The organism is Phaeobacter sp. PT47_59 (genome assembly GCF_028890025.1).
Classification (GTDB): domain Bacteria; phylum Pseudomonadota; class Alphaproteobacteria; order Rhodobacterales; family Rhodobacteraceae; genus Phycobacter.
The window spans coordinates 313,017-339,251 of sequence record NZ_JARCJL010000002.1 but is presented as its reverse complement, the minus strand read 5'-3'; the positions used below and the strand labels follow the sequence as shown (position 1 = coordinate 339,251).

The 26,235-nt window shown below is 63.5% G+C and carries 22 protein-coding genes; 15 read left to right on the top strand and 7 right to left on the bottom strand.

Annotated features, from left to right (window positions below):
• The coding region (locus PXK01_RS03300; RefSeq protein ID WP_274858854.1) for a hypothetical protein at positions 1-192 on the top strand (192 nt) is incomplete at its 5' end.
• 149 nt (positions 193-341) lie between these two features.
• On the opposite strand, the gene PXK01_RS03295 is transcribed toward PXK01_RS03300, so the two are convergent.
• Positions 342-2,456, bottom strand: a complete 2,115-nt coding sequence (locus PXK01_RS03295) for a methyl-accepting chemotaxis protein (RefSeq protein WP_274858853.1) — start codon at positions 2,454-2,456, stop codon at positions 342-344.
• A gap of 378 nt (positions 2,457-2,834) precedes the next feature.
• Here PXK01_RS03295 and fabB point away from each other — a divergent pair, with 378 nt between their 5' ends.
• Positions 2,835-4,064, top strand: a complete 1,230-nt coding sequence (gene fabB, locus PXK01_RS03290; RefSeq protein WP_274847858.1) for a beta-ketoacyl-ACP synthase I — start codon at positions 2,835-2,837, stop codon at positions 4,062-4,064.
• 7 nt (positions 4,065-4,071) lie between these two features.
• The gene (locus PXK01_RS03285) at positions 4,072-4,863 is read left to right on the top strand and encodes an enoyl-ACP reductase FabI (RefSeq protein ID WP_274847857.1); all 792 of its coding nucleotides are present in this window, start codon (positions 4,072-4,074) and stop codon (positions 4,861-4,863) included.
• 77 nt (positions 4,864-4,940) lie between these two features.
• Here the strand turns inward: PXK01_RS03285 and PXK01_RS03280 are convergent, their stop codons facing one another.
• From PXK01_RS03280 to PXK01_RS03270, 3 genes are all read right to left on the bottom strand, one after another.
• Positions 4,941-5,570, bottom strand: coding sequence for a hypothetical protein (locus PXK01_RS03280; protein WP_274847856.1), 630 nt, complete (start codon positions 5,568-5,570; stop codon positions 4,941-4,943).
• Between the two features lie 50 nt (positions 5,571-5,620).
• On the bottom strand, positions 5,621-6,685 hold the full coding sequence (locus PXK01_RS03275) for an NAD(P)H-dependent flavin oxidoreductase (RefSeq protein WP_274847855.1): 1,065 nt from the start codon (positions 6,683-6,685) through the stop codon (positions 5,621-5,623).
• A 408-nt stretch (positions 6,686-7,093) separates the two neighbouring features.
• On the bottom strand, positions 7,094-7,522 hold the full coding sequence (locus tag PXK01_RS03270) for an FKBP-type peptidyl-prolyl cis-trans isomerase (protein WP_274847854.1): 429 nt from the start codon (positions 7,520-7,522) through the stop codon (positions 7,094-7,096).
• A gap of 206 nt (positions 7,523-7,728) precedes the next feature.
• On the opposite strand from PXK01_RS03270, the gene PXK01_RS03265 reads away from it, so the two are divergent.
• From PXK01_RS03265 to PXK01_RS03220, 10 genes are all read left to right on the top strand, one after another.
• Positions 7,729-8,415 (top strand): haloacid dehalogenase type II, encoded by a 687-nt coding sequence (locus PXK01_RS03265; RefSeq protein WP_274847853.1) that lies wholly within the window; start codon positions 7,729-7,731, stop codon positions 8,413-8,415.
• A 33-nt stretch (positions 8,416-8,448) separates the two neighbouring features.
• Positions 8,449-9,285: an alpha/beta fold hydrolase gene (locus PXK01_RS03260; protein WP_274858852.1), complete on the top strand. Its 837-nt coding sequence runs from the start codon at positions 8,449-8,451 to the stop codon at positions 9,283-9,285.
• The gene (locus PXK01_RS03255) at positions 9,282-10,259 is read left to right on the top strand and encodes a threonine ammonia-lyase (protein ID WP_274858851.1); all 978 of its coding nucleotides are present in this window, start codon (positions 9,282-9,284) and stop codon (positions 10,257-10,259) included. Before PXK01_RS03260 ends, PXK01_RS03255 begins: the two co-directional genes overlap by 4 nt.
• Positions 10,260-10,348: 89 nt before the next feature.
• Complete coding sequence (gene pcaD, locus PXK01_RS03250) at positions 10,349-11,140, top strand: 3-oxoadipate enol-lactonase (RefSeq protein ID WP_274847850.1); 792 nt, start codon at positions 10,349-10,351, stop codon at positions 11,138-11,140.
• Positions 11,133-11,843, top strand: a complete 711-nt coding sequence (locus tag PXK01_RS03245) for an alpha/beta fold hydrolase (protein WP_274858850.1) — start codon at positions 11,133-11,135, stop codon at positions 11,841-11,843. Before pcaD ends, PXK01_RS03245 begins: the two co-directional genes overlap by 8 nt.
• A 1-nt stretch (position 11,844) precedes the next feature.
• Positions 11,845-13,185, top strand: a complete 1,341-nt coding sequence (locus PXK01_RS03240; RefSeq protein WP_274858849.1) for a lyase family protein — start codon at positions 11,845-11,847, stop codon at positions 13,183-13,185.
• A 90-nt stretch (positions 13,186-13,275) separates the two neighbouring features.
• A complete protein-coding gene (locus PXK01_RS03235) occupies positions 13,276-14,493 on the top strand; it encodes a TCR/Tet family MFS transporter (RefSeq protein ID WP_274858848.1) in 1,218 nt (405 codons plus the stop codon).
• A 118-nt stretch (positions 14,494-14,611) separates the two neighbouring features.
• A complete protein-coding gene (locus tag PXK01_RS03230) occupies positions 14,612-15,706 on the top strand; it encodes a Zn-dependent alcohol dehydrogenase (protein WP_274858847.1) in 1,095 nt (364 codons plus the stop codon).
• A gap of 45 nt (positions 15,707-15,751) precedes the next feature.
• Complete coding sequence (locus PXK01_RS03225; RefSeq protein ID WP_274858846.1) at positions 15,752-16,984, top strand: mandelate racemase/muconate lactonizing enzyme family protein; 1,233 nt, start codon at positions 15,752-15,754, stop codon at positions 16,982-16,984.
• Between the two features lie 147 nt (positions 16,985-17,131).
• Positions 17,132-17,416 (top strand): ArsR/SmtB family transcription factor, encoded by a 285-nt coding sequence (locus tag PXK01_RS03220; RefSeq protein ID WP_274847867.1) that lies wholly within the window; start codon positions 17,132-17,134, stop codon positions 17,414-17,416.
• A gap of 232 nt (positions 17,417-17,648) precedes the next feature.
• Here PXK01_RS03220 and PXK01_RS03215 read toward each other — a convergent pair whose 3' ends face one another.
• On the bottom strand, positions 17,649-18,497 hold the full coding sequence (locus tag PXK01_RS03215) for a fumarylacetoacetate hydrolase family protein (RefSeq protein WP_274858845.1): 849 nt from the start codon (positions 18,495-18,497) through the stop codon (positions 17,649-17,651).
• A 61-nt stretch (positions 18,498-18,558) separates the two neighbouring features.
• Positions 18,559-21,555 (bottom strand): ABC transporter transmembrane domain-containing protein, encoded by a 2,997-nt coding sequence (locus PXK01_RS03210; protein WP_446728417.1) that lies wholly within the window; start codon positions 21,553-21,555, stop codon positions 18,559-18,561.
• Between the two features lie 199 nt (positions 21,556-21,754).
• On the opposite strand from PXK01_RS03210, the gene PXK01_RS03205 reads away from it, so the two are divergent.
• Positions 21,755-22,144 carry a DUF3307 domain-containing protein gene (locus PXK01_RS03205; RefSeq protein ID WP_274847841.1) on the top strand — a complete coding sequence of 130 codons (390 nt, stop codon included), beginning with the start codon at positions 21,755-21,757 and terminating at the stop codon, positions 22,142-22,144.
• Between the two features lie 10 nt (positions 22,145-22,154).
• On the opposite strand, the gene PXK01_RS03200 is transcribed toward PXK01_RS03205, so the two are convergent.
• Positions 22,155-22,613, bottom strand: coding sequence for an Lrp/AsnC family transcriptional regulator (locus PXK01_RS03200; protein WP_274847840.1), 459 nt, complete (start codon positions 22,611-22,613; stop codon positions 22,155-22,157).
• 144 nt (positions 22,614-22,757) lie between these two features.
• On the opposite strand from PXK01_RS03200, the gene PXK01_RS03195 reads away from it, so the two are divergent.
• Positions 22,758-26,180 (top strand): indolepyruvate ferredoxin oxidoreductase family protein, encoded by a 3,423-nt coding sequence (locus PXK01_RS03195; protein ID WP_274858844.1) that lies wholly within the window; start codon positions 22,758-22,760, stop codon positions 26,178-26,180.
• Positions 26,181-26,235 lie beyond the last annotated feature (55 nt).

Below are 26,235 nucleotides of genomic sequence, written 5' to 3'. Positions count from 1 at the left end.
GCCATCAACACCATGATTTATATAGGTAATGTCGAGTTCAGGACAGCGAAATCAGCGGGTTACTTGGGGAATACGGGCCACAAGGTCATCGTACCCCAGCCCAAAGAACAAGTGAAAGCGCTCAATACACTGGCGCCTTCTGCGAACAGGGTATCCCCAACCCATCTTACCCCCATGCCCTTCACGGCCTGATCTGGCATAGGCTATCGATGCAACCTCCCCCCTGAACACAAAACAAAAACGGCCTCGGGATCACCTCTGTGATCCGCAAGGCCGCTGGTTGGATTGAATGCGCCAACGCCGCGCCAGGGTGCAGGCCGGGGCGCCGATCGGGGCTGGGGTCAGGCCGCTTTCAGGCCCGCGTGGCCTGCATCCCCGTCGCGCAGGTCGAAACGGGCGACCAGTTCTTCCAGGTTGGCCGCATCCGTGCTCAGCCGGTGGCTGGTCGTGTTGCTCTCCTGCACCATGGCGGCGTTCTGCTGGGTGACGGTGTCCAGTTGCGACACGCCGACGTTGATCTCGCCCAGTCCGGTCGCCTGCTCCGAGGCGCCCTGGGCGATGCCCGACACCAGCTTTGAGATATCCTCTACACGGCCCATGATCGTCTCCAGCGCGCTACCGGCCTCATTCACCAGCTTGACGCCGCTATCCACATGAGACGAGCTTTCCTCGATCAGAGTCTTGATCTCCAAGGCTGCATCGGAGGACCGCAGGGCCAGGCTGCGGACCTCGGCGGCGACCACGGCAAAGCCCCGGCCCGCCTCGCCGGCCCGCGCCGCCTCTACCCCGGCGTTTAGCGCCAGGAGGTTGGTCTGGAAGGCGATATCGTCGATCACCGAGATGATCTGCGCAATCTGGCCCGATGACTGTTCGATCGAAGCCATGGCATCGACCGCCTTTTTCACCACCGCGCCGCTGGCCGTGGCATCGCGCCCGGCTTCTGCCGTGGTGGCCTCGGCGTTGCGCGCCCCTTGCGCTGCCGCCCGCACGCTGCCGGTCAACTCCTCCAGCGCCGCGGCGGTTTCCTCCAGGGTGGCCGCCTGGCCTTCGGTCCGGTGGGACAGGTCGTCAGATCCGCTGCGGATCTCAGAGGCGCTTTGCAGGATCCGCCGGGCGGCGTCACGGATGTGGGACAGCGTGTCATTCAATTTCTGCGCCGTCGTATTGAAGTCATGGCGCAGACCTTCGTATTCGCCCGGGAAGGCTTGCGCGAACTCGACGGTGAGATCGCCTTTCGAGAGCCGCTCCAATCCGCTGCGCAATTCCGTCACAACAATGTCCTGCTGCTCTTTCAGAGTCAGCTGCTCTTTTTCCAGCTCCTCCGCGTTCCGCCGCATGGCCAGGGTTTCCTGCTTGAAGTGGTAGATCGCATTGGCCATTCGGCTCAACTCGTCCTTCCCATCGATGCCTTTGATGTAGACATCGAACTCTCCACGAGTGAAGCCGTTGACAACTTCGATCAACACCTTGATCCGGCGGATCATTGTTTCGAACGCAACCACGGCGAAGGCAAGGACAAGGACACCGACAGCAGCACCGACCATCAAGAACTGATTGAACGTGGCGTTCGCGGCATCTAGTTCCGCATGCGACAATTCAACGATCCGATCGCCCAGCGCGATCTCTTCGGCCCGCAACAAATCGATCCAGTCGGTCGAGATGCCGAACCATTTCGGGGCGGTCAGGTTCTGGAAATCTCCGCTTTCGTAGCCCGCAGAGATCACGTCGCGGGCAGCGCTCAACGCCTTGTAGGCTTCCTGCTGATATAGCTCGTCCAGCCAATTCGGCTCATGCAGAACATATGTCGTCTCGTTCAAGAGTTCGCGCTGTATGGCCCCAAGCGAGATATAGCGCTCGTACACCGACAATTTGAAACCGCCACCCAGGCCAGTCGCCCCCATGGCACGCTCCAGCCCGGCTCGTTCCTTGGCAAGCGCAAGGAGTGCGGTGCTTTCAAGAAGGTTGAACACGGATTTGTCGGTACTCGACGCCACCTCAGCCCGGGCGAGTTTGAGCAACACGGCTATGGTTCCGGTGTAGTAGCGCGCCATGACGGGAACCGTGGAGTCAAAACTATCGACGCGTCCGCGTTGGTCTGCGAGTTCCGCCAATAGCTCTTCAGCCTGCGCAAAGCTCTCGCTCTTGGCCGTCTTTAGGGTTGGCGTTTGCGCAAGGAAGGCTTGCAGAGCCGCTTCTGTGTCTTGTCGCTGTTTCCGCAATTCGGCTGGGAAGTTCTTTCCACCAGACGCGATGAAACCTGCAGAATAGCCGCGTTCTTTCTGAAGTTCATGTACCAGGTCGCTGACGATAACCCCGTCATCAACCTGAGCTGCGGTCTGGGCCGCATCCAGCATCACTGATTTGGCATTGGAGATTTCAAAGTAGATAAAAAAGCCTGCCAATGCAGCCAGCGGGGCAATAACCAACAACATGACAACACGAAGACGTAGGTTCATCACTCAATCCCTTTATCCATTTCGATTGCAGAGCGGACTTGCGTTGTTGAGAAGGGTAAAATGGCCGGATTGAAGAAGCGTTTATGGCAGAGAGTTCAGCGGGTTATGCACAATATTAAGTCAATACCGCCCGGCGCGCCCATTTATTCGGCGAAATCATAAAGCCTACGCAATTCCCGCATAAAGATAGAGTAATTTTCCCGCCCTGCGCGATTGGCGGCGACTGCACCCACCCCGCGGCTGTTACCCGGTTTGCATCCAGGGCGAGGCCGTATTCACTGATTCTCGCGCCACGGCAGCCTTTGCCCCAAGCCAACCCATCTTGCACCCATGCCCTGCACAGCCTAGTAAGGCACAAGGTATCAAGGGAGTGCATCTATGCGTCGCGTTGTCGTCACCGGTCTGGGGATCGTCTCCTCGATCGGCAACACTGCCGAAGAGGTTCTTGCCTCGCTCAAAGCCGGAAAATCCGGCATCGTCGCCAGCCCCGAGATGGCCGAGCACGGCTTTCGCAGCCAAGTGGCCGGCACGCTGAAGATCGATGTCGCCGAACACGTCGACAAGCGCACCCTGCGGTTCATGGGGCCTGGTGCAGCCTATGCCCATATCGCCATGAGCCAGGCCATCGCCGATGCGGGCCTCACCGAGGATCAGATCGTCAACGAGCGCACCGGTCTGGTGGCTGGTTCTGGCGGCCCCTCGACCTCGGCCATGCTGACGGCACATCAGACCGTGCTGAAAACCGGCGCAACCAAGCGGATCGGGCCCTTTGCGGTGCCGAAATGCATGTCCTCGACGATTTCGGCGAACCTTGCCACCGCCTTCAAGATCAAGGGGATCAACTATTCGATCACCTCGGCCTGCTCCACCTCGCTGCATTGCATTGGCAACGCGGCCGAGCAGATCATGATGGGCAAGCAGGACGTGATGTTCGCAGGCGGCGGCGAGGAACTGGACTGGACCCTCTCCTGCCTGTTCGACGCCATGGGCGCCATGTCCTCGAAGTACAACGACACCCCTGAAAAGGCCTCCCGCGCCTTTGACCAGAACCGCGACGGGTTCGTGATTTCCGGCGGCGGCGGCATCGTGGTGCTGGAGGATCTCGATCACGCGCTGGCACGCGGCGCCAAGATCTATGCCGAGGTGACGGGTTTCGCCGCCACATCCGACGGGCATGACATGGTCGCCCCGAGTGGCGAAGGCGGCGAACGCGCCATGCGCCTGGCGCTGTCGACCCTGCCCGAGGGGCGCAAGGTCTCCTATATCAACGCCCACGGCACCTCGACGCCCGTTGGTGATGTGGGAGAGGTCGAAGCCGCCCGCCGCGTCTTTGGCGCAGGCAATGTGCCGCCGATCTCCTCGACCAAGTCGATGACCGGCCACGCACAGGGTGCCGCCGGTGCGCTGGAGGCGATCTTCTGCCTGTTGATGCTGGACAATGATTTCATCACCCCCTCGATCAACGTCGAAACCCTTGCCGAGGGGATCGACCCCAGCGAGGTTGCCACCGCTTGCGTCGAAAATGCAGGGCTGGACAGTGTGATGACAAACAGCTTTGGCTTTGGGGGCACCAATGGCTCCATGGTCCTGAGCAAGTACAAGGGATAAGCGCACCATGTCAGGACAATTGACCGGCAAACGGGGCCTGATCATGGGCGTTGCCAATGAACGCTCCATCGCCTGGGGCATTGCCAAGGCGATGGCCGATGCGGGCGCCGAGCTGGCCTTCACCTACCAGGGTGAGGCATTCGGCAAGCGGCTGGAACCGCTGGCGGCCAGCGTCGGCAGCGATTTCATGGTCGATGTGGATGTGACCGACGATGCCTCGCTCGATGCGGCTTTCGAACAGCTGGGCGCACGCTGGCCGACGATCGACTTCCTGGTCCACGCGATTGCCTATTCCGACAAATCCGAGCTGACCGGGCGCTTCATCAATACCAGCCGCGCGAACTTCAAGAACTCGCTGGATATCTCGGCCTATTCCTTCATCGAGGTGGCGCGCCGCGCCTATCCGATGATGAAGGAAAGCGGCGGCACCCTGCTGACGCTGACCTATGGCGGCTCCAACCGGGTGACGCCGAACTACAACGTCATGGGCGTCGCCAAGGCCGCACTGGAAAGCGCGACGCGCTATCTCGCCGATGACCTTGGCCCCGATGGCATCCGTGTCAACGCGATCTCTCCCGGCCCGATGAAGACGCTGGCAGGCGCGGCCATTGGCGGGGCGCGCAAGACCTACAAGCACACCGAGCAGAACGCCCCGATGCGATCAAACGCAACGCTCGAGGCAGTGGGCGGCACGGCTGTCTACCTGGCCTCGGATGCAGGCGCCTATACCACCGGTGAAATCATCCGCGTTGATGGCGGCTTCCATGTCTTGGGCATGCCGCAGCAGGAAAACCTCTAGGGCTGCAGTGCCAGACGAGCAGGATTATGGGCGCCTCAGCAGGGCGCCCTTTTCTTTTGCGGCGCTCAATCGTCAGATCAAGCCTGACCCTGCCCCGTATCCGCTGTCGTATCCTGATCCTGTTCCTGTTCCTGCACCTGTCGGCGAGAGCGGGCAAGGCTCGCCTCGAACCTCTCGCCATCTCCGAATTCGGAGAACTCGGCATAACGCGCATGCGCGCCTTCGACCCGCGCCGCATGTTTGATCGGGCACCAATAGGCCTCTGTCCGGCTGGCGACCTCGCGCACCCAGGCAATGACCCCGTTGCAATAGCCGCAGTAGACACAGTTCAGCTTCTGTACCCAGTTGAGATAGGCCAGGTGGTGGCGATCCAGCCGGATGTAGTCGCCCTGTGGCACCTTCGGGATGCCATAGACCGGGAAACACACCGCCTGGTAGAGGGTCACGAATAGATGCAGCAGCGCGAAGGGCAGGATCAGGCTGTAGATCACCGGCGCCGTCAGCAGCACCATGGGGCGGGTGTAGGCCAGAAACCGCAACCAGCGCACCCGCAGTTCGCGATGGCGACGACGGGCCTCTTCCTCCCAGACGATGCGACCGTTTTCCAGCCGGTACTGGAAGGCTGCGCGTTTCTCGGCGATTTCCTGTTCCAGCTCATCCTGAAGGGTGCGCATGCGCGCCAGAAGATCGTCCATTCGCGTGCTCATGTCGTCATCTCCTCCCCATCGCGCGGATTGCCCCCGCAGGCGTTGCAGGCCTAGGCCATGGCCGCCTGTAACTCGGCTCTGAGCATCTGCATGATCTGCCCTGCCGAACCGGATCGCGCACGCGGAGCGCCCTGACCTGCCCATTGAGCGCCGAATTCAGACACCCCAGCGGATTTGGCGGCAGCATTCAAGGCCTTTCCCGCATCATAGGCGATCGGATAGTCGGGGATCTCGCTCGCCCCGCGCTCTGCCGCCCAGGCCGTGAACCCGTTGGCCAGGCAGCGCGCGGGCCGACCGGAGATGGCAGCCGTCATCGTGGTTTCCTCTGCCGCCTTTGACTGCAGGGCCGCGCGATAACCCGCATCTGCCAGGCTTTCGTCACTGTCGATGAAGGCGGTTCCAAGCTGCGCCGCCGCAGCCCCAAGACGCAGCGCCCTGGCAATATCTGCCCCCTCCATCAGCCCACCTGCGGTGACAACCGGCAGGTCCAGTTCGGCCAGCAAGGCCTCTGTCAGCTCATAGGCCCCAAGCCGCGCATCTTCTGCCTCAGGGTCAAAGAGGCCACGATGGCCGCCCGCCTCCCAGCCCTGTGCCACCACCGCATCGATGCCTGCATCCTGAATGGCGCGCCCTTCCGCCACGGACGTCGCCGTCGCCATCAGGAAAATCCCGGCCTCTTTCAAATCCGCGATCACCGTGCGGGCAGGCAGACCGAAGTGGAAACTGACAACCGCGGGGCACTCCTCCAGCAGCATCTGCTGCATCGCACCATCCACGACAAAGCTGGTATAGATCTCACCCAGATCCGCAGGGGGCACCGCATTGAAACGCGCAAAGAGCGGCGACAGCGCCTGCAGCCAGGCCGCTTCGCGCACCGGATCCGGCCGGGCGGGACGATGGCAGAAGAGATTGACGTTGTAAGGACGGTCCGTCAGCGCACGCGTCTGACGGATCATGTTGCGGGCCTGTTCCACGCCGGAGGCACCAACCCCCAAAGCACCCAAACCGCCTGCAGTGCTGACGCTTGCCGCCATGGCCGGAGAACTGACCCCCGCCATCGGCGCCTGAAAGATCGGAACCTCCAGCCCCAGTCTGTCAACCAGATCCACAGCCACCTTGCCTTCCCTCCCTGACCCCAAACCCCGGAGCCAGAGAAACCACAGTTTCCCTGCGATGCAAGTAGGAAACCGAAGCAGCCCCTCCCGCCCGTCGCGAAACCATCAGAGATGGATCCGCTCCCGTTGGGCCCGGCAGCGCGCCCTGCGCGCTGCCCCACTGGCCAAGATTGGGATTGCCAAAACCGGGTCAAGGGCGGCGCAGCCGCCGCACCAAAGGTGCGGCTTGCCCTTGAGGCGGTCTTGGCAGGAAACACACTTCTAGTGGCGCCGAAGGGGCATATCGCCCCTTTGGTGCCTCTCAGCGGGCACCTGTGCCGCGCAGCGGCGCCATGCCCAACGGAAATGGATGGATCTTTGATCCGGCCGTTTCGGACGGGAGCACGCCCGCCATTATTTGCTGATCGGTCAGTTGATCGACACCAACTCGATATCGAAAATCAGATCCTGGCCTGCCAGGGGATGGTTGGCATCCAGCGTCACCGTCGCCTCATCCGCTTCGACTACCGTTACCGGCAGGATCTGCCCTTCCGGCGTCTGCATCTGCAGCTGGGTGCCCGGCTCCAGCGGAATGTCATCGGGGATACCCTCCCGCGGGATCGCCTGGCGCGCGTCCGGGTTGGAGGGGCCATAGGCGTCCTCGCAAGCGATCTCCAGCACCTTCTTGTCGCCAGCCACCATGCCCGGCAACCCGGCATCCATCCCGGCAATCACATGACCGGCGCCCACCGTGAATTCCAGCGGATCGCGCCCGTCCGAGCTGTCGAAGACGGTGCCATCCGTCAATCTGCCCGTGTAGTGGATGCGCACGGTATCGCCGTTCTTTACCTCGGTCATGAGACCTCCAGTTCCTGCTTGCTTGTGAAGGGGCCGAGCCTACAGGCTCAGCCCGTGATGTAAACCCGCAGGTCACAGCCCTCCTCGTAGCTGTTACGCCACTCCATGACAGCTCCTGCACATCGCTGACATGATTGTGACCCATACAAGTTCGCACTTTCTCTCCGGCTTCTTCCTGTGACAGTGTTGCCGCAACGGAGGACCCAATGCCCATCACAACCTGTGTATTCGATGCCTATGGCACCCTATTCGATGTCGCCGCTGCCGCGCGCCAGGCGGCAAGCGAACCCGACTTCCCGCAGCTTGCCGACAAATGGGCCGAACTGGCCAACCACTGGCGCCTGAAGCAGCTGCAATACACCTGGCTACGGGCCATAACAGGCGCCCATACGGATTTCTGGGAAGTGACGCAAAACGGTCTGGACTGGGCGCTGGAGGCCGTGGGCCTTGCCGGAGATGCCCCCCTGCGCGAACGGCTCCTGGCGCTCTACTGGGAGCTTCAGGCCTACCCCGAGGTGCCCCAGATGCTCACCCAGCTGAAAGAGGCCGGTTTCAACACCGCGATCCTCTCCAACGGATCGCCCGGCATGCTGGAGGGCTGCGTGCAATCGGCCGGGGTGGGCGCGGTTCTGGACGACGTGCTGTCGGTCGAAAGCGTCGGCGTCTTCAAACCCCACTCCAGCGTCTACGATCTGGTCGGCAAACGGTTTTCCTGTGCGCCTTCCGAGGTGCTGTTTGTCTCCTCCAACGGCTGGGATGCCGCAGCGGCCACGGGATACGGGTTCGAGACCGCCTGGGTCAACCGCGTGGGCGAGCCGATGGACCGCCTGCCCTGGACCCCGAAACATGTCCTCAGCGACCTGACCACGATCCCGGACATCGCCAAGGGCTGATCTTCCGCGCCTCCAAAGGAGCACGTCACACAGATGCCGCACTTCAAAACCTCAGACGGGCTGTCGCTCCACTTCACCGATACCGGGCAGGCGGATGCCCTGCCGCTGATCTGCCTGCCCGGCCTCACCCGCGACGGGCAGGACTTTCGCTATTTCGCACCTCATGCCGCACGCTATCGGATGATCACACTGGATGCGCGCGGTCGCGGGCGGTCGGAGCATGACCCGGATATCGCCAATTACAACGTCATGCGCGAAGCGCAGGATGTGACCGAGTTGATGGATCACTTAGGCCTGGAACAGGCGGCGATCCTCGGCACCTCGCGCGGTGGGATGGTGGCCATGGTGCTGGCCGCCACCGCCAAGGACCGCCTATTGGCCGTGGTGCTGAACGATGTCGGGCCCGAGATCCCGCAGGATGGTATTGCCCGCATCATGGAATACGTCGGCCGCCGCCCCGCCGCCAAGACGCACGACAAGGCCGCCGAAACGCTGGTCGCCCTGATGGCACCCGCCTTTCCCGATGTGCCGCCCGCCCGCTGGCGCGAAGATGTAGCGGTCTTTTACGACGAAACGCCGGATGGCCTTTCCTTGCGCTATGACCCCCACCTGCGCGATGCGCTGCTGGCGCAAGCCCAGGCGGGCCCGCTCCCCGATCTGTGGCCGCTGTTCATGGCGCTTGACGGGCTGCCCTGCGGGGTGATCCGGGGCGCGAACTCGGACGTGCTGAGCCATCAGACATATCTCGAGATGCAGCGCCGCCTGCCGTCATTGAAGGCGGTGGAGCTGGACAATCGCGGCCATGTGCCCTTTCTCGATGAACCCGCTGCCCTCACCCTTATTCATTCCCTATTGGATCAGATTTCATGACCTCCATTGCCATGATCGAAGCCGCCGCCGCGCAGCTGAAGGGCCACGCCCGCAAGACGCCGCTGCTGTCCTCCCCCTTCCTGGACGAGATCGCGGGACGTCGCCTTCTGGTAAAGCCCGAGTGCCTGCAACACACCGGATCCTTCAAGTTTCGCGGCGGCTGGGCGGCGCTGTCGGCGATGGAGGAGGAAGCCCGCAAACGCGGCGTGATCGCCTATTCCAGTGGCAACCATGCCCAAGGCGTCGCTGCGGCGGCAAAGGCCCATGGCGCACCCGCGGTGATCATCATGCCCGCCGATGCCCCGCAACTGAAGATCGACAACACCCGCGCGCTGGGGGCCGAGGTGGTGCTTTATGACCGGGTGGGCGGCGAAAGCCGCGAGGAGATCGGCGCCCACTATGCCCAGACGCGCGGTCTCACCCTGGTGAAACCCTATGACGAACCTCAGGTGATCGCGGGCCAGGGCACCGTTGGGCTTGAGATCGCCGAACAAGCCGCCGCAGAAGGCGTCACCTCGGCCGATGTGCTGGTCTGTTGCGGTGGCGGCGGCCTCACCGGCGGGGTCGCCCTGGCGCTGGAGGCCCGCGCGCCCGACCTGCGCGTGCGCCCGGCTGAACCCGAAGGTTTCGATGATGTGAGGCGCTCTCTGGTCAGCGGCCAGATCGAAAGCAATCCAGCCACCTCCGGGTCGATTTGCGACGCGATCCTGACACCGGCGCCGGGGGAGATCACCTTCCCGATCCTGTCACGGCTCTGCGGTCCCGGCATTGTCATCAGCGAGGACGAAGCCCTGCAGGCCATGGCGCTGGCCTTCCTGAGACTGAAGATCGTGGTGGAGCCGGGCGGCGCGGCGGCGCTTGCGGCGGCGCTGTTTCATGGGGACGAAATCGAGGGCGACTCGGTCATCGCCGTGGCCACGGGCGGCAACGTGGATCCGGCCATGTTCTCCCGCGCGCTGGACAAACTCGCCTGAGGCACGCAGCCCCGGCGACCGGGCCTCTGCTTTACCTTCCCTTGCCTTCGCGGATATGGTGCGCCGGATACGTGACGGGGAGAGATATCATGCAAATCGCGGATCTGGGCGATGTCCAGTTGCACTACCGTGTCGACGGTGACCCGAATGGCGCACCCATCGTTTTTGCCAACTCATTGGGCACCGACCTCAGGGTCTGGGACGCGGTGGTCGAACGCCTGCCTGCGGGCCTGAAGGTGATCCGCTATGACAAGCGGGGCCATGGTCTGTCCACCGTGCCCCCGGCCCCCTATTCCATGGGCGCGCTGGTGCGCGATGCCGAGCGGCTCCTGGATCTGCTGGAAGTCCGCGACTGCGTCTTCGTGGGTCTCTCCATCGGTGGCATGATTGCGCAAGGCCTGGCTGTGAAACGGCTCGATCAGGTGCGCGCGCTGGTGCTGTCGAACACCGCCGCCAAGATCGGCACCGCCGAAATGTGGCAGGAGCGGATCAAGGCGGTCGAGGAACAGGGCATCGAGGCGCTGGCGGACAACGTCATGGAGCGGTGGTTCGGCAAGGACTTCCGTGCAACGCCCGAACTGACCCTCTGGCGCAACATGCTGGTACAGCAATCGCGCGCGGGCTACGCGGGCTGCTGCGCCGCCATCGCGGGCACCGACTTCTACACCCCCACCAGTGGCTTGCGCCTGCCCTGCCTTGGCTTTGCCGGGGCCGAGGATGGCTCCACCCCGCCGGATCTGGTGCGCGAAACCGTCGATCTGATCCCTGGCTCGCAGTTCCACCTGATCCGCCGCGCGGGCCACATCCCTTGCGTCGAGAAACCCGATGAATACACCGAACGGCTGACAAGCTTCCTCAAGGAGATCGGACACATTGGCTGACTTTCTGCTGATCCACGGATCCTGCCATGGCGCCTGGTGCTGGCGCGACCTTATCCCCGCGCTGGAGGCGCGCGGACACACCGCCCGCGCCATCGACCTGCCCGGCCACAACGATGGGCGCGACCTGACCAGCGTCACGCTGGAGGAAACCGCCGAGGCGATCCTGATGGCGGCCGGGGCGGAGACCATCGTGCTGGGTCATTCCTGGGCCGGTTTCCCAATCTCGGCCGCCGCCGAAAAGGACCCCAGCCGCCTGCACGGGCTGATCTACCTCTGCGCCTATGTGCCCATCTCGGGCCTGTCGATGATCGACATGCGCAAGCGCGGACCGCGCCAGACCCTGGCCCATGCGGTGATCAAGGACGAGGACAGCAACAGCTACACCATCGACCCCGCCGAAGTGCCGCGCCTGTTCTACCATGACTGCCCGGACGAAGCGGTGGCTTTCGCGCTGGAACGCCTTTGCCCGCAGGCGATCCGCCCGCAGGACACGCCGCTGACCCTTGGCGCCAACTGGGACGGCACGCCAAAGGCCTATATCCGCTGCGCGGGTGACCAGACCATCCCGCCGGAATATCAGGCCGATATGGTGAAGGACTGGCCTGCGGAACGCGTCCACGTGATGGAGACTTCCCACTCTCCCTTCTTCGCCGCACCGGATGCGCTGGCGGATCTACTCACCCAGATCGAAAAGGATCTCTGACATGGCCGGATCGGTTTTCGACAGCCAGCTTTATGGCGATCTGTTCCCTGCTGGCGATGTAGGCCGCCTGTTCAGCGACAGCGCCGAGATCCGCGCCATGCTGCTGGTCGAGGGCGCCCTGGCCAAGGCACAAGGCGCCGCAGGCGTGATCCCCGAGATCAGCGCCGCCGCCATCCAGCGCGCCACCATGGAGGTGGCCCTCGATCCCGGCGCCCTGCGCAAGGCCACGGGTCAGAACGGCGTGCCGGTACCCGCGCTGGTCGCCGCCCTGCGCAGCGAGATGAACGCGCCGGAACATGCGCAATATGTCCACTGGGGCGCTACCTCGCAGGACATCATGGACACAGGGTTGATGCTGCGCCTGCGTCAGGCCCTGGCCGCGCTTGAGGCCGATCTGAAGTCCGTTCTTGGCGCGTTGGCCGCACTCGCCCGCGCCCATGCCGAACTGCCGATGCCCGCCCGCACTTATGGACAGCACGCCACCCCCACCAGTTTCGGCGCCGTGGTCGCCGCCTGGGGCGCGCCGCTGATCGCACTGCTGGAAGAACTGCCCGCTCTGCGCCGGTCCTGCCTTCTGGTCTCCCTTTCGGGCGCGGCCGGAACCGCCGGAGCACTGGGAGCAAAAGCGCCAGAGGTGCGCGCGGCCCTCGCCGAGGGGCTGTCCCTCGGTGATCCCGAACGCAGCTGGCACACCGATCGCAGCCCGGTGACGCGCATTGCCGACTGGATGGTGCGGGTGAACATCGCTCTGGGCAAGATGGGCGAGGATTGCATCGCGCTGGTGCAGACCGGCATTCAGGAGATCCGCCTTGGCGGTGCCGGCGCCTCCTCCACCATGCCGCAGAAACAGAACCCGGTCGCGCCCTCGGCGCTGGTGGCACTGGCGCGGCAGGGATCGGGGCTGGTGTCGGTGCTGCACGGCGCCGCCATGCAGCAGCATCAGCGCGATGGCGCCGCCTGGTTCACCGAATGGATGTGCCTGCCGCAGATCGTGCTGGGCGCCGCAAGTGCTGCCACCACGGCAAAGGCGCTTGCTGCCGGGATCACCCCCAACGCGGATGCCATGGCCGCAGCCCTGGACAGCGGGCTCGACATGATCCACGCCGAGGCGCTGAGCTTTGCCCTGACCGATACCCTGCCCCGCCCCGAGGCACAGGCGGCCGTGAAACGGCTCTGCCTTGAGGCCAACGAGAAAGCGACGCCCCTTGGCACGCTGGCGGCACGGGACTTCCCCGACCTGGACACCAAGGCGCTGTTCGATCCGGCCCGGCAACTGGGCCATGCCCCGGCGGAAGCCTTGCGTTTTGCCGAAAAAGTGGCCGAAGTCGGCCGCATGGACTAACCGGCCAGGGGACAGTGACATGCGGCGCGGGACAGAGGAGTTGGCAACAGGCTTGCCCCGTCCGATGACAGATGCGGCGGGTGGCTTCTGATGCGCCTGCCGCTGGTCTTTGTGCTAACCACGGTGATGATCGACGCCATGGGCATCGGTCTCATCATGCCGATCATGCCCAGCCTGATCGTCGAGGTGCAGGGCGGCTCGCTGGCCGATGCGGCGATCTGGGGCGGCATCCTCAGCACCGCCTTTGCGGTGATGCAGTTCCTGTTCAGCCCGGTTCTGGGCTCCCTTTCCGACGCGATCGGGCGGCGCCCGGTTCTGCTGGTCTCGCTGTTTGTCATGGCGCTGGACTATCTGGTGATGGCGCTTGCAGGCTCGCTTTGGCTGTTGCTGGCGGGCCGCATCGTGGGCGGCATCACCGCCGCGACCCATTCCACCGCGGGCGCCTATATCGCCGATATCTCGAAACCGCAGGAAAAGGCCGCGAATTTCGGTCTTCTGGGCGCGGCCTTTGGTGCCGGTTTTGTGCTTGGCCCGTTGGTGGGCGGCCTCTTGGGAGAGATGGGCACCCGGGCGCCATTCTATGCCGCTGCAGCGCTTGCGGCGCTGAACTTTGCTCTGGGCTGGTTCGTGATGCGCGAGACAGTCACCGACCAGACCCGCCGCGCCTTTGACTGGCGTCGGGCCAATCCCTTTGGTGCCTTTCGCGCCATGGCCCGCATTCCGGGCATCGCGCCACTTCTGTGGGTCTATTTCCTCTATTCGGTGGCGATATACGTCTATCCGGCGATCTGGTCCTATTTCACCGCCGAGCGGTTCGGCTGGCAGCCGCAGGTGATCGGCCTGTCGCTGGGGATTTACGGCATCTGCATGGCGCTGGTGCAGGGCTGGCTGCTGCGCCATAGCGTCCGCTGGGTCGGAGAGCGCGGCTCGGTCCTTTGGGGACAGGTGTTCGATTTCATTGCCTTCGGTGTGCTCGCCTTTATCGCCAGTGGTAGCCTCGCCCTGGCGCTGATCCCCATTTCCGCCCTGGGGGCATTGGTTCAACCGGCATTGCAGGGAATCATGTCCCGCCGAGTCGCGGACAATCAGCAAGGTGAGCTGCAGGGTGTGATGACGGCGGTGCATGCGCTGTCTATGATCATTTCCCCGCTGATGATGACCGCAACCTTTGCCCATTTCACGCGCGAGGGCGCTGCGATCTACATGCCCGGCGCGCCCTTCCTGGTGGCGCTGGTGCTGATGATCGCCGGATGTGTTGTCTTTCTGCGCACGACCCGTTCCGAGACACTGGGCAATTCCGCCGGGTAAAGCAATTCCGCTACGTAAAACTGTCTTCCACATTACGATTTGACAATTTCCCACTTGCAGCATGGTCCAGACCACGCCACCGTGCGGCAAACGCGCCTGGCAACCGGGAGAAACAGCCATGCAAACCATCAAAGCCGCCGTCTGTCGTGAATTCGGTCAACCGCTCGTCATCGAAGACATCCAGATCGCCGACCCGCGCATGGGCGAAGTCGAGGTGACCCTGGATGCGGTCGCGATCTGCCACAGCGACATCTCCTATGCCGAAGGCGCCTGGGGCGGGCACCTGCCGGCCGTCTATGGCCACGAGGCAGCAGGCACCATCACTAAGGTCGGCGCCGGCGTGAACGGCTTTGCGGCAGGCGACAGCGTTGTCGTCACCCTGATCCGCTCCTGCGGCACCTGCCCCAGCTGCGCGGGCGGCAAGCCGACGATCTGCGAAACCCCCTATGATGGGGTGAAGAACGGCCCGCTGACCACCGCCGACGGCGGCCCGCTGGAACAGGCCATGGCCTGCGGCGCCTTTGCCGAAAAGGTTGTGGTGGATCAGCGCCAGATCGTGAAAATCCCGGAAACCATGGCCAAGGATGTCGCTTCGCTGATCTCCTGCGGTGTGATCACCGGCGTGGGCGCTGCCGTCAATGCCGCGGGTCTGCGGGCCGGGCAGGATGTCGTCGTGATCGGCGCGGGCGGCGTCGGTCTCAACGCCATCCAGGGCGCGCGTATCGCCGGTGCCCGCCGCATCGTTGCTGTCGACATGAGCGAGGAAAAGCTGGAGGTTGCCAAGGAATTCGGCGCCACCCATGGCGTTCTCGGCACCGAGAAATCGCCCTGGCGCGCCTCCTACAAGGCGCTGGGTGGGCGGGGCGCCGATGCGGTTCTGGTCACCGTGGGCGCCATTCCCGCCTATGAGCAAGCGGTGCGTTACCTGGGCCGGGGCGGCAAGGCGGTGATGATCGGCATGCCCCATTCCGGCGCCAAGGCGGAATATGAACCCGTCGTCATGGCCGCCATCGGTCAGGGGCTTGTCGGCTCCAAGATGGGAGATGTCGTGATCCAGCGCGATATTCCCTGGATGATCGATCTTTATCAACAGGGGCGCCTGAAGCTGGACGAACTGATCTCCGGTCGCTGGAGCCTTGATCAGATCAACGAGGCGATTGCCGACACCAAGACCGGCTCGGCGCGGCGCAACGTGATCCTGTTCAACCGTTAAGAGGCTGTCCGCAGCCGATAGACCGCCATCCGCAAGGAGACGCCGATGAAGCTGCAGGACCTCGACATCATCGTGACCGCCCCGCCCGCACCGGGATGGGGCGGGCGCTATTGGATCCTGGTGAAAGTGACCACCGACACCGGCATCACCGGCTGGGGCGAATGCTACGCGGCCTCGGTCGGACCCGAGGCCATGACCCACGTAATCCGCGATGTCTTTGCGCGCCACATGGAGGGGGAGAACCCCGAAAACATCGAGCTGATGTTCCGCCGCGCCTATTCCTCCGGCTTTACCCAGCGGCCTGACCTGACGGTGATGGGCGCCTTTTCGGGGCTTGAGATCGCCTGCTGGGATATCCTCGGCAAGCACCGCGACCGCCCGGTGCATGCGCTGATTGGCGGGCGGATGAATGATCGCATCCGCGCCTATACCTATCTCTATCCACTGCCCCAGCACGAGATCTCCGCCTTCTGGGTCTCGCCCGAGATGGCCGCCGAAAGTGCGGCCGAAATGGTCCGCCAAGGCTACACGGCAGTGAAATTCGACCCCGCCGGCCCCTATACGCTGCGCGGCGGCCACATGCCTGCGATGAGTGACCTCAGCCAGTCCGTTGCCTTCTGCAAGGCCATCCGCGAAGCGGTCGGGGATCGCGCCGATCTTCTATTCGGCACCCACGGGCAGTTCACCACCGCAGGTGCCATCCGCCTGGGCCAGGCCATCGCCCCCTACCAGCCCCTGTGGTTCGAAGAGCCGGTCCCCCCCGATTCCGTAGGCCAGATGGCGCGCGTCGCCTCGGGACAACCCGTGCCGGTCGCCACCGGCGAGAGGCTGACCACCAAGGCCGAGTTCGCCCCGATCCTGCGGGAAGGGGCCGCCAGCATCCTGCAACCGGCGCTGGGGCGCGTCGGCGGCATCTGGGAGGCCAAGAAGATCGCCGCCATGGCCGAGGTCTATAACGCGCAGATGGCGCCGCATCTGTATGCAGGCCCGGTGGAATGGGCAGCGAACATTCATCTGGCGGCCTCGATCCCCAATATCCTGATGGCTGAAAGCATCGAAACGCCCTTCCATGACGCGCTGATCAAGGGCGCCATCCGGGTCGAGGAGGGCTTTATCACCCCGCCCGAGGCCCCCGGTCTTGGCATCGAGGTGGACGAGGCTCTTGCCCGCGCACATCCGTTTACGGGCGACGATCTGCACCTCAACATGCAGGAGGCCCCCTGCGATTATGTGAACGGCAATGCCTTTGCCGGAGGCGCACCTCCGCTGACAGAGTGAGACCAATGGCCGCGTGACTTGTGCTGCCGGGGCAATCTGGTGCAGTATGTGGCGCAAGATTTATCCCTCTTGCAAGCTCCACCGCAGGATTCTGGACACGTGACGATTCAAACCCCTGATACGATTTCCCCGGATGCGCCCGTCGACATGGCGCAGCGCGCGACCGAGGCGGCTGCCTTCCTCAAGACCCTGGCGCATGAGGGGCGGCTGATGATCCTGTGCCATCTTGGCACCGGAGAGAAATCTGTCGGCGAATTGGAGGCGCTGCTGGGGATGCGGCAAGCAGCTGTAAGCCAGATGCTGGCCCGTCTGCGCGACGAAGGTCTGGTGGCAACCCGCCGTGAGGGCAAGACGATCTTTTACTCGCTGAAAGACCGCAACACCGAAGAGGTCATCTCTCTCCTCTACCGCCAGTTCTGCGGCCCGGCCTAGATCCAGCCAATCCATAGTTGATCCGGACTGAGCCCGGCGGTCAGCTCCGGCCCCTATGCAGGTGGTGGCGCTCCCGCGCCTGTCCTGTCCTTTGCCTGCGGCAAATCCCCGAAAGCAGCCTTGGGCCCGGCGCGGCTTTGCCGCGCCACGCCCAACCGGCAAGGGGTATTCTTTGAATGCCCCGAGACGGGCGGGAGATCCCCGCCTGCCTTTTGAGTGACGTCACTGTGGATCAGCTATCGCTGCGCACGCTCTGACGCTGACGGCCCAGACCTTCGATCTCCAGCTCCATCACATCGCCGGGCTTGAGGTAGACGGGATCGGGCTTGATCCCCATGCCGACGCCCGGCGGTGTGCCAGTGGCAATCACATCGCCCGGGTGCAGGGTCATCAGCTGACTGAGGTGGGAAATGATCTCGGCCACGGAGAAGATCATCTTGCCGGTGGTGCCCGTCTGCATGCGCTTTCCGTTCACATCGCAGCTGAGCGCAAGGTTCTGCGGATCGGCCACCTCGTCCCGTGTCACCAGCCAGGGGCCGATCGGGCCAAAGGTGTCGCAGCTCTTGCCCTTGGTCCACTGGCCGGTCAGCTTGATCTGGAAATCCCGCTCGGAAACATCGTTGACCACGCAATAGCCCGCCACGTGATCCTGCGCCTCTTCCTCGCTGACATATTTCGCGGTCTTGCCGATCACCACGCCCAGTTCGACCTCCCAATCGCCCGCAACCGAGCCGCGCGGCAGCACCACGTCGTCATTGGCGCCGACAATGGCCGAGGTCGCCTTCATGAACAGGATCGGATGCTCGGGGATTGCCATGCCCGCCTCTTCGGCGTGGTCGGAGTAATTGAGCCCGATGCAGAGAAACTTGCCCACATCGCCAACACAGGGAGCGATATCCACGTCCCCCTCGACCGCGGGCAAAGAGGCCGGATCCAGCGCCGCAAGCCGCGCCAGTTCCGCGTCCCCCAGCATGGCGCCGGTGATATCCGCCACCTGCCCCGACAGATCACGTACCACGCCATCCGCATCCATCATGCCCGGACGCACCTCTGCGCCCACCCGGTATCGCAACAGTTTCATACCTGTTTCTCCCCCATTCCATCTGTGAGTGTTCTCTCGCTGCTTTATCAGCTTTGGCAACCTAGCTCGACACGTAACCCGCCACCACCTGCAGCAATTTGAAGGCGGTCGCCGCATCGTTTTCCACCACCGCGAGGAATTCCTCCTCGCCGATGCGCAGGCAGGTGAGGTTGGTCTCTGCCACCATGCTGAGCGCCCGCGGTTCCTTGCGGATAAGGCCCAACTCCCCAACAAGACGCCCCGGGCCAACCCTGGCGATCAACCGGTCCTGCTGCCCCTCCTGTGGCAGGAACAAGCCTGCTTCGCCTTCGGTGATCATATAGGCGCCATCGCTGGCATCATCGTCCTTCAGGAAGACCACATCGCCCGCCTTGGCCTCATACCAGCGCGCCCCGAATGCAAGCAGCCGCAATTGCCGCCGATTGAGGCTCGAGAACAGTTCGGATTGCTCCAGGGCGCGCAGCTTGCGCGCCAGATCCTGGCTCGCCGCACTGTCTGCCACGGCCGCCTCCTGCATCTGATCGGTTACCAATCGCCCCTGGCGCAGCTGGTAGTAGACATCAAAAACCTCGGAGCGCTCAAAATCGCTGTCGAGATAAACCAGCGTCGTCTGAGGCAGCAACCTGCGCAGGTTCTTGTGGACCGACACGCGAGTCTCCAGATCATAGCTGGCGAGCGCCGATTCCATGATCAGGATATCCGGCCGCTTGATCGTGGCACGGGCAAAGGCCAAGGGTTCCGCAAAACTGGCAGGCAGCCCCTGACCGCCCAGCGCGACGGGGAGATCGAAGATCAGCTCGACCACCATGTCGCGGGCCCCATTCTCGACCAGAACATCCGAAACCAGCTTGCGCAGCTCATCCCCGCGAGCGCCGGAACTGTCGGAGATCTTGCCGAACAGGGCGTTTTCCAGAACCGTCAGGCCGGGGGCAATGGCATCAGGAGCCAAGGGAACAAAGATATCCTCCAGCGTCTCCAGCAATTCCCCGGCATGGCTGCGGCGGAACTCCAGGATGCGCTCTTTCATGGCGTCGCTGAAGGCAGGCCCGATCTGCTCGGCCGAGATGCTGAAGGGAACGATCAGCATCTGCGCCAGTTCGTCACGCTCCAGCGCATGCGCACCCTTGCTGCGGGTCTTGTCGACCAGCGACAGGGCCGCTTCATAGGCAGAGGGCTCCAACCCCAGCTTGCGGAACAGCGGATGGCCGGTGCCATCGATCCCGAAGATCTGGCGCAGCATATCGACGACATCCTGCGTCAGAACCACCAGGTCCCGGTCCAGCCGCAGCTCCTGCAAACGGTCCAGGAAGTTCACATGCCGCTTCAGCACCTGTTCGGTGATCGGCTCGCGCAGGGTGGCATAGAGCAGGTTTTCAGCCACCGGCAGCGCCGGGTTGTAGGCATCGGGGCGGAAGATATGTGCCTGAATCGCCAGCCCCGCCGCCTCCACCGCCGCCTGCACCTTGGGGCGCAGGGCAATCAGGCTTGCGCTCAGCCGGGGATGGGCACGGCTGTCGAACTTCTGATCCATGCCGCGCCGAAACAGCGCCGTATCCGTGCCGATACCGGCCACCAGCTGCACCCACCAATCGCGCAGTTCCTCCTCGGTGGAGAATCCCGCAAGGGACGGATCCAGCCAGGCCGCATCGTAGGGATCGGAACTGTTGCCCGCCCGCAGGGCGGCATTGAACTGTAGCATGTCCCGCGCTTCGCCCTGCGGACGCTGGCGCATCGGCATCATCACGTTATCCCCGAAGGAACCCCGGAACAGCACCGGCCGCGAGGTCGCGTGACCGATGCGCGAGGCAACGATGGCCTGATGCATGTTGCGCAGGTCATGCCCCGCAACGGTGACACTGCCCGAAGCCGGCAAGACCTCGCGCGTCAGCAGTTCGGCAAGGGCGCGGCGGTCCTCTTCGGAGGGGGCGGCAATGCCGATGACCTGCCCCGCCGGTAGGGTTGCGCTCAGATCCTCCAGCACCAGATTGCCATCGGCATCGCGCACGCTGACCTGGTTCAAGGCGATGTCCCCTTCAAGGCGCGGAATTTCCTCCGGCTCTCCGGTCATCAGCGCCTCATCCACCATGCCCGCAGGCGCGAAACGTTCCAGGATCACCTCCCAGCGCAGGGACATGTCCTGGGTCTGGTTGTAATAGTCCAGCAGTTCCTTCCAGGGCGAGGCGATGTCCTTATAGGCCGCCAGTGCCGCCACCAGCGCCCCCAGCGAGACCTTGCCCTGCAGCACCAGGAAACCGCCCACGGCGTAGAAGAAGAAAGGCGTCAGCTGGGTGATGAAGTTGTTGAGAAACTTCATGAAGAACTTCTTCTGGTAGATATCGAAGCGGATATCGTAAAGCCGCCCCAGCCGGTCCGTGATCACCGCCATCCGGTAGCGCCAGCCACCATTGATGCGCAGGGTGGCGGCGCCAGCGGCGCTTTCCCCGATCTCTGACGCCAGCGCGCGAACCTCTTTGATGCGGTCCTTGTTCAAGAGGTTGATCCGGCGCTGCAGCATCGGGATGAGCCAGCCCTGAAGCGGGATCAGGGCAATCGCCGCCAGCCCGAACCAGAGGCTTTGCATGAACAGGAAATAGAGGATGGTCAGCATCTGCCCGGCCTGCAGCACCGGCTGGCTGACCGCATCCCCCATCAAGCCGCCCATCGGCTCGGACTCGGAGGTCACCATCGAGACCAGCTCACCCTGGCTGACCCGCTCGAAATAGGGCTGGGGAAACCGCAACACGCGGGCAATCAGCTGGTAGCGAAACCGGCGCAGCATCCGTTCGGCCAGAATGCCCTTCATGGTGTTGATGCGCATCTTCATCAACCCATGCGCCAGCACCGAAATCAGGAATGCCCCGCAGAGCAGCCACAGGAAGGTCAGCTGATCCACCGAATAGCCAAACACATCAATGATCTCGGTCTGGGCACCGATGGCATCGTTGATGATCCGCTTGGGCAATTCCAGCGTCAGATACAGCAGCGGAAACAGACAAGCCGTGACCACCAGAAGAACAAGCTGATCACGTTTGGAGTACTTCCAGATAAAGCGGAACAGGGAACGTTCTATGAGTGAGCTCCGGCTTGGCGTCTGAAATTCGATATCTTCATGCCTAGCGCGGTTTGCCCATGGCAGGCAATGGCAAGAACATCATGCGCGCCTTCAACCTGCCCTAACGGCAGCAATGGACGCGGCATTTGCCATGGCGCGAAAAACACGTAAGGTTCCGGGGTGTAAGCCACGATAGGGGATTGCCTTGCCGGACCTCGCCGGAGCGATACTGCTGCTGCTCTGCCTGATGCAGGTGAAGCATATGTTTGCGGATTTCTATCTGCAGACCCCGAAAATGCTGTCGGGACGGGGCGAGTATTTCCACGGCGGCCGCGCCCAGCATGCGGGCGTGCATGCGCTGGGGTCGGTGATCGTCTTTGTCATAATGGGCGCATCCGTGCCCTTCATTCTGACCATCTGCGCGCTGGAATGGCTGGTGCATTTCAACATCGACTACTGCAAGGCGCGCTATTCCGACAGCAAGCAGCTGACACCACAGCAAGCGGTGTTCTGGCGTGCCGTGGGCACCGATCAGGCACTGCACCAGCTCACCTATATCGCCATGGTCGCCGCCTGGGTGAAATGCGCCGCCTGACGGCAGGGTCTCAGGACATCACCGGCCTGTCCCGCTTGATCGTGCGCAAGACCACATTGGTCTGGGCACTGGCCACGGCAGGCAGTCGGAACAGGAACTCTTCCAGAAACCGGTTGTAGGCATCAAGATCGGGCGCCAGTACCCGCAGGTGATAATCGGACTGGCCGGTGGTGGCATAACACTCCTGTACCAGCGTATTCGTCTCCACCGCGCGAATGAACTGCTTCAGCTTGTCAGGGTCATGCCGCGTCAGTTGCACATGCACCATGGCATGGAACCCCAACCCCATGGCCCCCGCATTGACCACAGCGCCATAGCGTTCGATCACGCCTGCCTCTTCCAAGCTCCGCACCCGCCGCCACAGGGCGGAAGGCGACATGCCCACGGCCTCGGCCAGGTCCGCGTTCGAAATCCGGGAATCCTCCTGCAAGAGTGTCAGGATACTGCGGTCGCGATCGTCTAGCTTCATGAAATCGGTACCCCTTCTCACAATAGGTGGTATTGACGGATAAATTATCCACAAAATCATAAAATGACAGTAGATCCGGCAAATTATTCCGCACCCGATGGATTATCCTTCCGCGATCAGGACACCCCCGCGCGAGGACACCCCATGACCGAGCTGAGCCACGAATTTCGAAGCTACCAGCTGGATGACCGCTACGAGATGACCAAGGGTCGCGTGTTCCTCACCGGCACCCAGGCACTTGCACGCGTCATGCTGGACCAGGCGCGCCGGGATCGTGACGCGGGGCTCAACACCGCCGGGTTCGTTTCGGGCTACCGTGGATCGCCGCTGGGCGCGGTCGACCTGGAATTCTGGCGCTCGCGCAAGCGCATGGAAGAGGCCAAGATCAAGTTCATGCCCGCCGTGAACGAGGATCTGGGCGCCACCGCGGTTCTGGGCGCGCAGCAGGCCATCCTTGACCCTCACTGCGAGGTCGAGGGCGTCTTTTCCATGTGGTACGGCAAGGGGCCGGGCGTGGATCGTTCCGGCGATGCGCTGAAGCACGGCAACGCCTATGGATCTTCTGAGAAGGGCGGCGTGCTGGTGGTGGCAGGCGATGACCACGGCTGCGTCAGTTCTTCGATGCCGCACCAGTCGGATGTGGCCTTCATGGCCTGGTTCATGCCGGTGCTGAACCCGGCGGATGTTTCCGAATTCCTGAGTTTTGGCGAATACGGCTTTGCCCTGTCGCGCTATTCCGGCACCTGGGTCGGCTTCAAGGCGGTGTCGGAAACCGTCGAAAGCGCGCGCTCGGTCGAATTGCGCCCGGATCGTGATTTCATCCTCCCCGAGCTGCCCGAGTACCCCGGCGGGCTGCACATCCGCCGTGCCGACCTGCCCTCGCCCGAGATCGAAACCCGCATCCATGCCAAGATCAAGGCCGTGCGCGCCTTTGCCGAGGCCAACCCGATCGACCGCCGCATCTATGACGTTGAGGACGCCAAGTTCGGTTTCGTGACCACCGGCAAGGGGCATCTCGACCTGATGGAGGCGCTGCGCCTTCTGGGGCTGGACGAGGCCGCCTGCCGTCGGCTGGGGATCGACATCTACAAGGTCGGCTTGGTCTGGCCGCTGGCGCGCCCCGAGGCGCTGCGCTTCGTGAACGGCAAGGAAGAGGTGCTGGTCGTTGAGGAAAAACGCGGCATCATCGAAAGCCAGTTCAAGGAGTATTTCTACGACTGGCCCGGCGCCAAGCCGAAACAGATGGTCGGCAAATACGACAGCGCGGGCGAACCGCTGATCCCCTGGACCGGGGAACTCAGCCCGTTGCAACTGGTGCCCATCGTGGCGGCGCGACTTGATGCCTTCTTCCCGGATGAGAACCTGCCCGCCAAGGCCGCCGCGCTGACCGCTGAGCCGCCCAAGCTGATCAACGTGCCGGGCGCCACCCGCACGCCCTATTTCTGCTCGGGTTGCCCGCACAACACCTCGACCAAGCTGCCCGAAGGCTCCAAGGCGTTTTCCGGCATCGGCTGTCACGTCATGGCCAGCTGGATGGACCGCGACACCGCAGGCTATGCCCAGATGGGCGGCGAAGGCGTGCCCTGGGCGGTTGCCTCGCAGTTCAACGGGAACAAGCACGTGTTCCAGAACCTGGGCGAAGGCACCTGGTATCATTCCGGCAGTCTGGCGATCCGGCAAGCGGTCGCCGCAAGGACCAATATCACCTACAAGATCCTTTACAATGACGCGGTCGCCATGACCGGCGGTCAGCCGGTGGACGGGCCGGTCAGCGTATCAGGCATCGCCCAGACCTGCCGCGCCGAAGGGGTGGAGCGCATCGCGCTGGTCTCCGACGATATTGGCAAGTTCAACCGCGCCACCTTCCCCGCTGGAACCTCCTTCCATGACCGCGGCGACATGGACGCGGTACAGCGCGAGCTGCGCGAGATCCCCGGCGTCACCGTGCTGATCTACGAGCAGACCTGCGCCACCGAAAAACGCCGCCGCCGCAAGCGCGGCAAGATGGAGGACCCGAAGAGGTTCGCCTTCATCAACGATCTGGTCTGCGAAGGCTGTGGCGATTGTTCGGTGGAGTCCAACTGCCTCAGCGTGGAGCCGAAGGAGACCCCGTTCGGACGCAAGCGCAAGGTCAACCTCTCCTCCTGCAACAAGGACTTCTCCTGTCTCAACGGGTTTTGCCCCAGCTTTGTCACCGTTGAGGGTGGCGAGCGGCGCAAGAAGCAGCCTGCCGGTCTCGACGCAGACCAGCTGGCGGCCCGCCTGCCCGCCCCGGACCTTCCCTCCCTCGCCGAGCCGTTCGATCTGCTCGTCACCGGGGTGGGCGGCACAGGCGTTGTGACCGTTGGCGCGCTGATCACCATGGCCGCCCATCTGGAAGGCAAGGGATCGAGCGTGCTGGATTTCACCGGATTTGCGCAGAAGTTCGGCACCGTCCTGAGCTATATCCGCCTGTCGAACGCGCCCGACACCCTGAATCAGGTGCGCATTGATCAGGGGACCGCAGATGCGGTGATTGGCTGCGATGTGGTGGTCTCCTCCGCGCCCAAAGCCTCGGCCCATTATCGCGCTGGTACCAAGGTGGTGCTCAATCGCGCCGAAATGCCCACCGGTGACCTGGTGCTGCGCCGCGACGCGGACCTGATGGCCGGCCTGCGCGAGCAGGAGATCGCCAATGTGGTCGGCGCCGAGAACCTGTCGGGCTTCAACGCCAATGAGGCGGCAGAGGCGCTGCTGGGTGATGCGGTGCTGGCCAATGTGATGATGCTGGGATTTGCCTGGCAAAAGGGGCTGGTGCCAGTCAGCGGCGCGGCGCTGTCACAAGCGATCGAACTCAATGGCGTGGCGATCAACGAGAACCACCTGGCCTTTGCCATCGGGCGTGCCATGGCTGTGGATCCCGGCCTTGTGCGCCAGTTCTACGACGAGGCCCCGGAACAGGCAGAAACGCTGGAGCAGATGATCACCCGCCGCGCCACCTTCCTGACCGGCTATCAGGATGCAGATTATGCGGCCCGCTATCGCGCCACGCTGGACCGGCTGCGCAGCGCCCTGCCTGCGAACGTGCAGGACGACCTGACGACACGCGCAGCGAAATCCCTGTTCAAGCTGATGGCCTATAAGGATGAATTCGAGGTCGCGCGCCTTTTGACCTCTGATACCTTCAAGCATCAGATCGCGGCCGAATTCGACGGTGACTACTCGGTCAAATACCACCTCGCCCCGCCGTTGCTGACGCGTAGCAAGGACAGCCGGGGACGTCCGAAGAAACGCGCCTTCGGACCCTGGCTGCGCCCGGCGCTGTCAGTGCTGGCCAGGGCAAAGGGCCTGCGTGGCACGGCCTTCAACCCCTTTGGCTATCACGAAGAAGCCCGCCTGCACCGCGACCTTCTGGCCTGGTATGAGGCTGCCCTGGACAAGGTCGCAGATGGATACAGCCCAGCGACCCACGAGGTCTGTGCTGAAATTCTATCGGCCCCACAGGAAATCCGCGGCTACGGCCCGGTCCGCCTGGAGGCGGCCCAGCGCTTCCGGGCCGAAACCGAGGCGCGGTTGAAACGGCTCTGATCCCACCCGCGCAACGCAGGGCGCGCGCATCAACGATGGGTCTGGCCGCATCTGC